This window comes from Mucilaginibacter sp. P4_G9 (assembly GCF_056400985.1).
In genome coordinates this window covers 1-12,606 of the sequence record NZ_JBFUKF010000145.1, presented here as the reverse complement: position 1 = coordinate 12,606, position 12,606 = coordinate 1, and the positions used below count along the sequence as shown (strand labels likewise).

The 12,606-nt window shown below is 40.6% G+C and carries 9 protein-coding genes and 1 tRNA gene; 4 read left to right on the top strand and 6 right to left on the bottom strand.

Annotation, left to right across the window (positions count from 1 at the left end; genetic code table 11):
• Window positions 1-393 precede the first annotated feature (393 nt).
• A complete protein-coding gene (locus AC1DPZ_RS13810; RefSeq protein WP_477404265.1) occupies window positions 394-780 on the top strand; it encodes a hypothetical protein in 387 nt (128 codons plus the stop codon).
• Window positions 781-1,332: 552 nt separating this feature from the next.
• On the top strand, window positions 1,333-3,738 hold the full coding sequence (locus AC1DPZ_RS13805) for an ABC transporter permease (RefSeq protein ID WP_477404263.1): 2,406 nt from the start codon (window positions 1,333-1,335) through the stop codon (window positions 3,736-3,738).
• Between the two features lie 426 nt (window positions 3,739-4,164).
• Here the strand turns inward: AC1DPZ_RS13805 and gap are convergent, their stop codons facing one another.
• From gap to pfkA, 3 genes are read right to left on the bottom strand one after another with little or no spacing between them, the layout of a single operon-like run.
• Complete coding sequence (gene gap, locus AC1DPZ_RS13800) at window positions 4,165-5,160, bottom strand: type I glyceraldehyde-3-phosphate dehydrogenase (RefSeq protein WP_477404261.1); 996 nt, start codon at window positions 5,158-5,160, stop codon at window positions 4,165-4,167.
• Window positions 5,161-5,167: 7 nt separating this feature from the next.
• Window positions 5,168-6,016: a hypothetical protein gene (locus tag AC1DPZ_RS13795; RefSeq protein ID WP_477404259.1), complete on the bottom strand. Its 849-nt coding sequence runs from the start codon at window positions 6,014-6,016 to the stop codon at window positions 5,168-5,170.
• Window positions 6,017-6,022: 6 nt separating this feature from the next.
• Complete coding sequence (pfkA, locus tag AC1DPZ_RS13790; RefSeq protein WP_477404257.1) at window positions 6,023-7,009, bottom strand: 6-phosphofructokinase; 987 nt, start codon at window positions 7,007-7,009, stop codon at window positions 6,023-6,025.
• Window positions 7,010-7,139: 130 nt separating this feature from the next.
• Here pfkA and AC1DPZ_RS13785 point away from each other — a divergent pair, with 130 nt between their 5' ends.
• A complete protein-coding gene (locus AC1DPZ_RS13785; protein WP_369829634.1) occupies window positions 7,140-7,832 on the top strand; it encodes an NUDIX hydrolase in 693 nt (230 codons plus the stop codon).
• A gap of 278 nt (window positions 7,833-8,110) precedes the next feature.
• Here the strand turns inward: AC1DPZ_RS13785 and AC1DPZ_RS13780 are convergent, their stop codons facing one another.
• Window positions 8,111-8,971: an N-acetylglucosamine kinase gene (locus AC1DPZ_RS13780; RefSeq protein ID WP_477404255.1), complete on the bottom strand. Its 861-nt coding sequence runs from the start codon at window positions 8,969-8,971 to the stop codon at window positions 8,111-8,113.
• Window positions 8,972-9,294: 323 nt separating this feature from the next.
• A complete protein-coding gene (locus tag AC1DPZ_RS13775) occupies window positions 9,295-10,230 on the bottom strand; it encodes a Nif3-like dinuclear metal center hexameric protein (RefSeq protein ID WP_477404253.1) in 936 nt (311 codons plus the stop codon).
• A 694-nt stretch (window positions 10,231-10,924) separates the two neighbouring features.
• Between AC1DPZ_RS13775 and AC1DPZ_RS13770 the strand changes: the two genes are divergently transcribed.
• Window positions 10,925-10,998 (top strand) — tRNA-Arg (locus tag AC1DPZ_RS13770).
• 549 nt (window positions 10,999-11,547) lie between these two features.
• Here AC1DPZ_RS13770 and AC1DPZ_RS13765 read toward each other — a convergent pair.
• Window positions 11,548-12,606: pectate lyase family protein (locus AC1DPZ_RS13765; protein WP_477404251.1), on the bottom strand; the 1,059-nt coding region annotated here is incomplete at its 5' end.

The following is a 12,606-nucleotide window of genomic DNA, read 5'->3' as shown; positions in this document are numbered from 1 at the left end:
GCTTATTTCTCTCTTGTTTTGGGTATTTTAATAGTTGTATATGTTACTTTGAAACGTGTTTATACTAAAAATTATTTTTTAATAGTAAAACAACTATCGGAACAAATTAGTCTTTCAAAGATCTCAATTGTTGTTTGCTTTGTTATAATTTGGTGTAGTTCAATGTTACTATTTGGGGGCGGATTGTTATGCCTTAGAAAAGTGTTATATTAAATATCTCTGCAGGCAAGGTATCGAATATACAAATCCCGGATGTTTATTGATGCGGGATTTTGTAATTTTAAGAATAAGGCTACTGGTGGGCATTAATTTGAATGATGGTATGGGATATACTTGCCACGCGGGTCACAATGATGAACTCCTGCTACAGCAGGATAAAAAACGATATTAATAATGCTTACTTACTTATATAAATACTATCTTCTTATGTTTTCAAGATGGAGACCCAAAGACATGCCTGAATGGAAAGCTTTATTTGCTATAATTTTTCTTGTCTGTCCAAATTTATTTTTTATAATGTTCTTTTTAGGAAAATATTCAGGTAAAAAAACCATCGATGTTTTGGCATCGGCAACTTTTGTACCAATTACAATATTCTTAATGGTCTTTGGATATTTTCATTTTATTAGAAATAAAAAATATTTTTCGCTGCTGCAAGCTTTGGCTGAAGAGCCGCCCGGCAAAAATAGAATTGGAATTATTGTTGTAATTACATTGGCAGTTGAGACATTACTTTGCCCTTTTACCTTACTTTTAACAAACGGATTTGGGTACTATTGATATTATATAGACAATACCCCAGTTACCTTACCGCAAGCGTTTTCGCTGCCCCGAGTCTCTTGGTTTGTGTGCCCGCGTACAAGGTATCGAATATGCAAAACCCGGATATTTATTAATGCAGGATTTGGTATTTTTAAGAATAAGGCTACTGTATGCATTTCTGTCCGGCTTGTCCGCAAAATAGTGGGGGCGGAGGAGCGGACGGACAGGTTGCAGTTTCRCAATAGGGATGGAAATGGATACCGTCAGCCGGCTGGCTGATAAGGCCTGCGCAGTATGAATGTACAGCCCGGGCCGCAGGCATTGCCCTGGTTAAGTATCAAGTAGTAAGTATCAAGTAGCAAGATTTTTTTGTTCTCCTCTCTTGAGAGCCCCGGCTACCGCAGCATGTTAGAAATCCTTTTTGCTATCGCCCGGTATGTTCGTTCCCGCACGCTGATTGTAACGAATTCAGACGGTTGTTTAATTTGAATATTTATATAACTATTTGATTGTTAGTTAATTAAAATATTGGCATGTAATTAGCCTCAATTTTGGCATAAACCCGGTGTTATGCTTAAAAATTACCTTTTGGTTGCTTTCCGTAACCTCACTAAAAACAAAGCCTTTTCGTTTATTAATATTGTGGGGCTGGCTATTGGTATGGCTGCATGCCTTTTAATTTTGCAATATGTTACGTTTGAACTGAGCTTTGATAATTTTCAGACAAAGAAAGACCGCATTTACCGCATTAACCAGGATAGGTATAATAATGGCAAATTAAGTACCCGGTGGGCTGGCGGGGCTTTTGCGCCGGGCACGGAATTTAAGAACGATTTGCCCGAGATTGAAGATATGGTAAAATTATCGCCGGCGGGCGATATCCTGCTGAGTTATAAGGATCAGAAAATGACCGTAGCCAATAATTATTTTGTGGGCAGTTCTTTCTTCAATATCTTCTCGTACAAACTGCTTAGCGGCGACCCTAAAACTGCCCTGGCCGAGCCTAATACGGTAGTAATATCGCGCAGTGTGGCCAGAAAGCTGTTTAACAACCAAAACCCTGTAGGCCAAATGGTTACTACTTATAATGATAAGGGCATGAAGGTTACGGGTGTAATGGAGGATATGCCCGAAAATACGCACATGAAGCTTGATTTTTTGCAGTCGTGGGCAACCTTGTCAAAAATTTATGCGCCGGGTATTGATAACCAATGGCAAAATGACGGCTGCACTACTTATTTGCTGCTTAAGCCGGGTGTTAATCCCAGGGCCCTGGAAGCTAAGTTTATTCCCATTGTAAAAAAAGCGTATGATAAATTTAAAGGTACGGGCGACAGCGGTATTTATACGCTGCAGTCGGTAAGCAGTATTCACCTGTACTCCAACCTGATGTATGAACTGCAGCCCAATGGCGATGGTAATGCTGTTTACCTGCTGCTGGGCATAGCCATATTTGTAATTATTATAGCCTGGATAAACTATATTAACCTAGCTACTGCCAAAGGGATAGGCCGGGCAAAAGAGGTTGGCGTACGTAAAACATTAGGGTCGGCAAAGCAACAGCTTATTGTACAATTTATGCTGGAGGCGGGGTTGCTTAACCTGTTGGCGCTGCTGCTTGCCGTTATACTCATTGTTGTTTTTCTGCCCGTGTTTGCCAATATATCGGGCCTGCATATCAGCTTTAGCCTGTTTTTAAATCCGGTGTTTTGGATAACGGTGGCGGGCATATTGCTGGTAGGGTCGTTCTTTTCGGGCTTTTACCCGGCCATGGTGCTATCATCCTTTAAGCCGGTTGAAGTAATGAAGGGCAAGTTGTCGGCATCGCCGCGGGGCATAATTTTGCGAAAGGGGATGGTAGTATTTCAGTTTGCAGCATCAATTTTCCTGCTCATTGGTTCGTTAACGGTATATAGGCAAATTCAATACATGCAAAACCAAAGCCTGGGTATTAATATCGATCAAACCATTGTGATTAAGCCGCCGATAGCCAAAATTGATTCGTTTTACCGCAATATGATGGCTTTTAAGAATAACATTCTCACTAACCCGGCTATTAAAGGAATGACAGTTTCAACCACGGTACCCGGCGAACCGGTGGGATGGAACGCGGGCGGCATTAAGCCTCATGGTGCCGATCAGTCGCAAGGCAAGCAATACCGCGTTATTGGCGGCGACCAGGAATACTTAACTTTTTACGATATGAAGCTGCTTGCGGGCCGCAAGTTTTCTACCCAGTTTACTACGGATACGGCTTCGGTAGTGTTTAACGAAAAGGCTATTCACCAAATGGGTTTTGATAAGCCCGCACAGGCCGTAGGTAAACAAATTGACTTTTGGGGAAAAACCTATACCATTGTTGGTGTTGTTGATAATTTCCACCAGCAATCGTTACGGGATGATTATGACGCGTTGATTTTTAGGTGTATTCCCGATTTGCGTAACCAGGTATCTATTAAAATTAGCACAGCCGATATTCAGCATACATTAAGTGTGTTAAAAACAGACTGGAAAACCTATTTCCCAAATGATCAGTTTGATTATTTCTTTCTCGACCAGCATTTTAACAAGCAATACCAGGCTGATAAGCGTTTTGGGCAGGTGTTTGGCATATTTACATTCATTGCCATATTTGTAGCCTGCCTGGGTTTATTTGGCCTGGTATCATACACCATTGTACAGCGCACCAAAGAGATAGGCATCCGTAAGGTACTGGGCGCTACCGTGAGCAATATTTTACAACTGCTTTATAAGGATTTCGCCGTGTTGGTAGTGGTAGCTTTTGTTGTGTCGGCGCCGCTGGCATGGTATGCCATTAACAAATGGCTGCAAACCTACTCGTTCAGGCTCAGCATTAATTGGATATTGTTTGTTATACCGTTTATAGTGGTGTTTATTATTGCTTTTGTTACGGTGTCGTTATTAACCGTAAAAGCTGCATTGATGAACCCGGTTAAAAGTTTGAAAACCGAGTAGGTTCTTTCAGCGCAGGTCTTGTGTTGGGTTTTTTGATCGATGGCTGATCTGTGCTTCACGGCGTGTTTTGTCGTAAAGTTACATTGAGTTAACCCGCAGGCAGCAACACAACACTTGCGCTCAAGGGGTGTCCGCACCTGTCCGCACAGCAGCGGTACCAGGTAGCGGACGGACAAGCTTTGGAAAAAGGATTTTTGGACAATGGAATAAGGACTTTTGGGCAAAAGACTAAAAGAAATTATGTCATAGGAGAGAATGGCGTTGCTAAAAGGGCTGTCATGCTCGAGCTTGTCGAAGCATAGCGGGTTAAGGCCTCTGCGCGCGACCCTTCGACAGGCTCAGGGTGACCCGCCAATTACCCGCATAAGTAAAAAGCCCCGGCTATTGCCAGGGCTTTTGGTATAAATTAAGATTGGGAAAAGGAAATTATACTTTACCTAATTCCTGAACAAGGTCGATCAGTTTGTTTGAATAACCCCACTCGTTATCGTACCATGATACCACTTTAACGAAGTTATCATTAAGACCGATACCTGCTTTAGCATCAAAAATTGATGTACGTGCATCACCTTTAAAATCTTCAGATACTACATCATCTTCGGTGTAACCTAAAATGCCTTTAAGTTCGCCTTCTGATGCTGCTTTCATTGCTGCTTTGATAGCCTCGTAAGAAGCCCCTTTTTTCAAACGTACAGTTAAGTCAACAACAGATACATCGGCAACAGGAACACGTAACGACATACCGGTTAATTTACCTTTTAACTGAGGTAAAACTAAACCAACTGCTTTAGCAGCACCGGTTGATGAAGGGATGATGTTTTGGTAAGCACCACGGCCGCCTCTCCAGTCTTTTGCAGACGGGCTATCAACAGTTTTTTGAGTAGCAGTAACAGCGTGTACAGTAGTCATTAAGCCTTCTTCAATACCAAAGCTATCATCCAATACTTTAGCAATGGGTGCTAAACAGTTGGTAGTACATGATGCGTTTGAAACGATGTGTTGATCGGCTTTCAATTCTTTATGATTAACACCCATTACAAATGTAGGGGTATCATCTTTAGCTGGTGCGCTCATTACTACTTTTTTAGCGCCGGCGTCAATATGTTTTTGAGCAGTTTCCTGGGTAAGGAACAAGCCTGTTGATTCAATGATCACTTCGGCACCTATTTCGCCCCATTTAAGGTTAGCAGGATCCTTTTCAGCAGTAACACGGATGGTTTTACCGTTTACAACCAAATGTCCGCCTTCAACAGCAATAGTGCCTTTGAACGGTCCGTGGGTTGAATCGTATTTTAACATGTAAGCCATGTAATCTGGCTCAACCAGGTCATTAATACCAACAACTTCAATGTCGGATCTTTCAATTGCGGCTCTGAATGCCAGGCGGCCAATACGGCCGAAACCGTTAATTCCTATTTTCATGATTTTTTTAATTTTTATTTAAATAGTAGGTTAATAAATTATTTATAGGTTCTTTAATAATGTTGGCTATTTGAAGATTGGCTTCAGCCGCTGATTCATATAAAAGTTCCTGAAAATTGGCAGCAACCGTGCCCACAAAATAAATGGAGGCTTCGGGATGTTGCTTATGTAAAGGTAATAAATATGTCGAAATTAGCGTGCTAAATCCTTTTTTTATGACGTTTTGGAGATGGTTATCTGTACGGTTTTCCAGGTAGAATTCGGTGAACGAGCTCAGGAATAATGTGGGTTGTTTTTGCCGGTAAACCTTCTCTAAAAGTGTTTTGCGGTCGGCATCATATTTATGAACAAACTTTTTGCGGATGCTTGCCGGCAGGGTTTCGTTCATAAAATCTTTGATGAGCTGCCTGCCAAGCCAGTTGCCGCTACCTTCATCGGCCAGCACGTAACCTAAGCCGTAATTGTTAGGTTCAACCTTTTTACCATCGTACCAGGCGGCGTTTGAGCCGCTGCCGCAAATGCTTACAATACCCGGCGAGTTTTTGCAGCTGGCAATAGCTGCCGCAGTAATATCGTGCTCAACACTTACCTTGCCAAACTTGAAAAATGCGGATAGGGCATTATGGATCACCTGCTTGCGTTCGTCAGACGATGCACCTGCGCCGAAGAAATAAATGCGTTTTATTTGCTCGGCGTGGTGTATAAGATTAATGTTTTTGTTGAGGAGTTGCAGTATGTGCTTTTCGTCGTTAAAGTACGGATTGATGCCATTGGTTTTAAAAGAAGCAATAGTTCTTCCCTTAGCTGCCAGGCGCCAATGTGCAAAATACGATCCGCTGTAAACTACTGCAATCATTAATTATTATATCGATAATATATCCGCCATGAGTAAAAGGTCTGCTTCCAGTTTAAACTCATGGTGGTTAAGCGCATCTTCCAAACTGGTGAGCACAATGTTATTAGCTTGCAAACCTACCATTTTTTGTGATTCTCCGGCTATCAAAGCGTTAACTGCTGCAAAGCCCAGCCTGCTGCCCAAAATACGGTCGAAACTTGATGGGCTGCCTCCTCTTTGCAAGTGGCCTAATATAGTTACTTTAATGTCGTAGTTTTTAACTTCTTTTTGTACCGCTTTGGCAACGTCATAAACACCGCCGTTTTTATCACCTTCGGCCACAATAACAATGCTCGAAGACTTTTTGTTCATATGACCTTCCTTCAGGTTTTGGATAAGATCTTCAATAGCGGTTTGCTTTTCGGGCAGTAAAATGGCTTCGGCGCCGCAGGAAATGCCTGCGCGAAGGGCAATAGCGCCCGAGTCGCGGCCCATTACTTCAATAAAAAACAAACGGTCATGTGCATCAGCAGTGTCACGTATTTTGTCGATAGCCTGTATAACGGTATTGGTAGCGGTATCAAAGCCAAGGGTATAGGTTGAGCCGCAAAGATCGTTATCAATAGTGCCGGGAACGCCTATTACTGCAATATCAGGATACTTTCTTGAAAAACGCAGGGCGCCGGTGAAGGTGCCATCGCCACCAATTACCACAAGGGCATCAATACCATGCTCTTTTAAATGTTTGTAAGCCACGGCCATACCTTCATCTTCTTTAAAAGGTAAACAGCGGGCTGTTTTTAAAATTGTACCTCCTAAACTCAAAATATTGCTTACCGAGCGTTTGTTCATGTCGTACATGTCGTTCTCGATAAGGCCTTTGTAACCTTGTCTTATCCCCACTACCTCAAGGCCATTGTAAATCGCTGTTCTAACAACCGCACGGATACATGGGTTCATACCGGGGGCATCGCCACCAGAAGTTAAAACAGCAAGTTTTGAAATTTTATGCATTTTTTACATCACTAAATTTGTGCTACGAAGATACAGTGTGTAAATTACACCATTAAATTTATTTGTTTTTTTTTAGATTAGAAATTAAGAACCTATATTTAAACTGTTAACTTAAATCTCAACAACTATTTTGGAACTAATGCTACCCAAGTTTGATTCCGTATTCTCTATAGATTGCGTAATTTTTGGTTTTGAAGCCGGCGAACTTAAGATTTTATTAATCGAGCGAAACGAAGAGCCTTATAAAGACTGGTTTGCACTGCCCGGTTATATAGTTGAGCAGGATGAAAGTATTGATGATGCCGCAGAGCGCATTCTGTACGAGCTCACCGGGCTGCGCGATCTGCATATGCAGCAGTTTCATACCTTTGGTGAGGTGAACAGGCACCCGCAGGGCCGTGTAATTACGGTAGCCTATTATGCTCTTATCCGTATTAACGGGCAAAAAGAGCTGCGACCGGTAACCCAATTTGCAAAAAAAGCCATTTGGCACCCGGTTAACGATCTGCCTAAACTGGCTTTTGACCATAGCGAGATCTTCAATACCGGTTTTAACAAAATCCGCAGGAGGCTGCATTACCAGCCGATAGCTTTTGAACTGCTGCCAGAAAAATTTACACTTACCCAATTGCAGTCGCTTTATGAGGCGGTGCTTAATAAAAAGCTGGATAAAAGAAATTTCCGCAAAAAAATGCTCAGCTATGGCTTTTTAAAAGAGCTGGACGAAAAACAAAAAGGCGTATCCTACCGCGCCGCCAAACTGTACAAGTTTGATAAACGTAAATACGGCAAGATTTTCCAGGGGGAAATGAGTTTGGGGTAGAGAGAGCAAGGATTTTCGGATGAAAGACTTTCGGACAAAGGACTTTCAGACAAAAGATTTTGGAATAAGGAGCAAAGAACAAGGATTTTCGGATGAAAGACTTTCAGACAAAGGACTTTCAGACAAGGGACTGTCAGACAAAGGATTTTTTGGAGCAAAAAGCAAAGACTTGAAATAAAGACGAATCAGATAATAAAAAGAAGGGCTGGAAACTTAATTTCCGGCCCTTCTTTTTTTGTCCTTTGTCTGAAAGTCATTTGTCTTTTGTCAAAAAATCCTTACAAAGAGCTTGGCGATAATTCCAAATGATATTTTACCAGGTTATCTATAGGCGAGCGGATGATGTTACCTACAACCATTCCGTTTTCGGTAACTACCTCTTCCAATACGTTACGGAAATTGTAACCTACCGAGCCTATGCAGTTAAATGTATATTTTTGATAATTGGGGTAGTGTGCTACCAGGTTGCGGAAGAAATCCTCAAAAGAGGTGCGCACCAGGTTACGTGAGTATTCAATATGAACATTGTTATCATAAACAAACTTGCTAAAGCTGGCGCAAAAACGGTTTGCACGCGGTTGGGTATAAACCTGCTCGTTGATATCATCGGGCGTAAGTTTAAAGGTTTCCCAAAACAGGGCGCGAACAGGCTCGGGCATATAGCCGCGCAGGTAATCAACCAGTAATTTTTTACCAATGTAGCATCCGCTGCCTTCGTCGCCCAGGATATAGGCACCCGAATCGATATTTTGAACAACGTCCTTACCATCATAGATACAGGTATTTGTACCGGTACCTAATATGGCTGCAAAGCCTTCGGTGTTACCTAAAAGGGCACGCGCTGCAGCAAGCAGATCGTGACCAATGTTCACCTTTGATTTGGTGAAAACCGCTTCCATAGCTTCCTTCACAACGTTACGCATATCAGGGGTTGAACAACCCGCGCCGTAGTAATTAACTTCGGTTATTTCATCTTTTTCAAGATCGGTAGGCAAACTTTCGTTTAACGATTGTATGATGTACGCGGTGCTCGAAAAATAAGGATTATAACCTTCTGTGTTAAAATACACTTTTTTACCTTCTTCAGTAACCAGACACCAGTTTGTTTTAGTTGAGCCACCGTMAGCAATTATGATCATAAATTAAGTTTTATTAAAAAAATTGGTTAAAAGTATGATTAACTTATTGTAAAAAAAACACTTTGTAATCTAAAAGATAAAAATTGCCATTTTTACGTTAATAACACTGTCTTTTTGCACAAAATCTAACTTTAAGTATCCTTAACTGTCATTGTTAACAATACGTTTTTTACAAAATCGGGGTATTATAATAAATGTAAAATGAACATATAATTAATAGTCAGGCCATTAAAGCGAGTTTTTCTGCAATTGTACGTAATGTTGGATAATTTAACAACATCTATTAATAATAGTTGTTTGCAATTATGCTAAAACAATTTAGTTTAAACAAATGATAGCGAATTTTTGGAGGGGATATGAACGGATTTAATAGCCGGAAAATGCTCTTTTAACCAACCCGCCATAAATTCCGATCCGGGCTCTTCGCTGGCTATGTGTCCCAACACTATCAGCGATAAGTTATCGCCTTTGGACTGCGCGTCGCGTACATATTCGGCGGTTTCCCATTCCTGTATTTCGCCAACTATTAATACATCGGGCTTTACCTTGCTGGTCTCGCTTATCTGCCTTTTACCGCCGGCGGCTCCCGGTAAAAATAATACTTTTTGGCAGCTTTGAGCCGGATTGCCAATGTACCTTACCATGCTGATGGATAATTTAGTTTTCAGGTATCCAATCAATGAACCTAAGGTAGCAGTAGGCAGCACCAGCACGTTACCCAGTTCGGGCTTATAAAAAGGAGCCCAGTTTAATTGCTTTAGCAAACCTGTACCAACGCCATCTGGTTTAAGACTGTGGATATAATCGTGGTTGCGCCATACGGCTATCTTATGTTCTTTAAGCAGTTGGGCTTTATACTCGTACACATCGTTGTTGGCCAGCCAGTTGGTTTCATCGGCATGGTTATAAAAAGTAGGTTCATGGGCGATGATAAAATTGGCATTTAAAGCAATGGCCTGTTTAATTACATCAATGGTGGCAAACATGGTGGTAATAATACCGGTAACCTTAATATCCATGCTGCCGCTTTTAAGCGTATCAACGGTTGAGGGGAATGGAGCGCCCGGAATCTGGGCTATAAATTTATCGATGATCTGCCCTACGGTAACATCGTCCGTTACGTTAAAAAAGTCGGCCGTATTGCCGGCAAGCGGCATTGTTAAAAATGCGGTAGCTGCTGCTACTCTGCTTAGGTTGAAAATAAATTTGCGCCGGTTATGGTCTTCATTCAGTGGAAAAAGATCTTTTGTTGAGTTCATAATGGTTGATTGGGTAGATCAAATATAAAAAATTAGGGGTTGGAAATGTTAACGGAGCTGTATAACATTTAAGCATAATTAGAGAATATAGCTTTTATAGAATGGCAATTAGCTATCGGGCAAACATTTAACTTTTCTGAAAAATTTATGAAGTTTAGTGTCCTTTTTACATTTCATAGTTGCAACCTTTAGCAAAGTACAATATATTTGCCCCCTCATAAGGTAAGTGGTTCACACTTATTAATTGTGATAAGGTTTAGGTTTAAAGCCCCAAGCAGCGAGTGCGAGGGGCTTTTATTTTTCAAGATATATCAGCTTTGTAATAAAAAAAATGACATTCATCCGGAAAAACCTATAACCATTTATAACTAATTCCGTATTAGGTATAAATCACTAATTAACATGAATTTTTTTATTGCGTTTGGGGCCGTTCTACTTTCGCTGGGTATTTTTTTGATAGTTGCGATACTATTCTTTAGTTTTTTGAAATATATTCAAAGGACTTATTACCCTAAATGGAAATTTCCAGATTATGTAAGCGTTGGATATGCCGAATACCTGTACAATAAATACGTTAAAAGGAAGCGCTCATAATCAAATTAAAAATTTGATTGATATTTGAGCATAATTTTGCATATTTGCACCGCGAAAATGCAATGGTTTCCTTAATGGTGCCATTATATTTAAAGTAAATGGTCCCATAGCTCAGCTGGATAGAGCAACAGATTTCTAATCTGTAGGTCTTAGGTTCGAATCCTAATGGGATCACACCAGGAATTATAGCCTTTTTAATTGATTTTTAGAAAGGCCTGTATACACTGATATTTTGCCTGATTGCCGAGCTTGCCTGCAAATATTGCAAGTAAGACAGGTGAAGCAAACGAGCACAATTTCAGGATCCAAACCGCTGACCCCGCTATTTAAAGATTTGTTGGAAGCCTTTTTACCGGCTTTGATCGATTAATGTTTCCTATCCATCGATACTATTATAACGTATTCTATTTGAGTTTGTATGTTAGTGTCAATATAAGGAGGGCTTATGCTTCCATTTAATAAGTCTTATAGTAAAATCTCCGGGAGATAACTGTAAGAAGCTTTTTCATTAAAACCAACATTGCTCCAATTTTAAACAAATATTAGTTATATACCCCATGGCCTTAGTTATATTCGCGACAATAATTTTATGCAGCTGTTTAGTGTGTTTAATAGCAGTGCGGTGTCTTCCCCGTGCAGATGATCCTGATTGATCATCTTTAAATTTATTCCCTTCTTTCCTTAAGGTAGATAGTAACTGTAAATAGATAGTAAATTAATTAACTATTCCCTTGCGCCAGCTCCCGCCTGAACAATAGATGGTACGCTTGCTGCGGGATCAAGAAAAGAGCTGTAAGCGTAAGCCGGAACCCAATTTGAAATTGAAGATGTAATGTCATTAGCCCCGCTCTTTGCGTAAATATTGGTGGTAATACCGCTGAAACGACCTGCCGGATCACCATCAAGATTTGTTGTAAGAGGTTTATTACAATTGAAGAAATATTCATTATCAGTTCTCACGGTACCGCCAAATCTCGCTCCTATTGAATAACCTGCGTTATTTAAATGGTAATTGTTAAACATGTGTATAGTGCCAAAAATCAATGCCGGCTCTCTTTCGCTTATATTATACCAAAAGTTATGATGCAGAGTTACGTGTAACTGACCTTTATTAGTAGCTGCGGCATCATTTGTTACAGATCCTATAAGAACTGACAAGTTAGTATCGTGAAATTTACACCAGGATACAGTTATAAAATCAGCGCCTTCTGTAATACCGATATCTTTGCCCCAATAATCCCAGCCACGCTTACGATCAGTTGAAAAGTCACAATGATCTATCCATATATGATGGGACTGGAACTTTATATAAAAACAGCATTCTGCTATGTAATTTTTCAGTGTTAAGTCCTGTAAAATAATGTTGTTTACACTAAACAAAAATAAATTCATTCCTACTAATTTGCCGCCTTTTTCGCCGATAATAGATGTATTGGAGCCCACGTAAACAGGGTCAAATCCTGCACCTTTAATTGTGCCTTTAACGTAAACAATTTTTGGAGCCGAACCTGCAACAGCCGCTTTAAAGGCTGCAAAATTTGTTACGGTTATAGATGGGCCGCCGCTACCGCCTGTGGTTGTTCCGTCAACATCTGCATATCCTGCTAAGCCATCATTTGTCCCGTTTGATTTGCCTGCCAATGTATAAGTGTATTTTCTGCCATTAGTTCGGGGGTTCGTGTTGTCGGATGCCGAAAAAAATAAATCTTTTCCCCAATGACTAAAGCTTCCTCTTCCAATTTGACGGATATCATCGTGAAAAGTATGCGCTGGGCCTAATTC

Excerpts from the sequence above, each read along its gene's own strand:
- AC1DPZ_RS13810 (WP_477404265.1), top strand. The coding sequence starts at position 394 with ATGCTTACTTACTTATATAAATACTATCTTCTTATGTTTTCAAGATGG.
- AC1DPZ_RS13805 (WP_477404263.1), top strand. The coding sequence starts at position 1,333 with ATGCTTAAAAATTACCTTTTGGTTGCTTTCCGTAACCTCACTAAAAAC.
- gap (WP_477404261.1), bottom strand. The coding sequence starts at position 5,160 with ATGAAAATAGGAATTAACGGTTTCGGCCGTATTGGCCGCCTGGCATTC.
- AC1DPZ_RS13795 (WP_477404259.1), bottom strand. The coding sequence starts at position 6,016 with ATGATTGCAGTAGTTTACAGCGGATCGTATTTTGCACATTGGCGCCTG.
- pfkA (WP_477404257.1), bottom strand. The coding sequence starts at position 7,009 with ATGCATAAAATTTCAAAACTTGCTGTTTTAACTTCTGGTGGCGATGCC.
- AC1DPZ_RS13775 (WP_477404253.1), bottom strand. The coding sequence starts at position 10,230 with ATGAACTCAACAAAAGATCTTTTTCCACTGAATGAAGACCATAACCGG.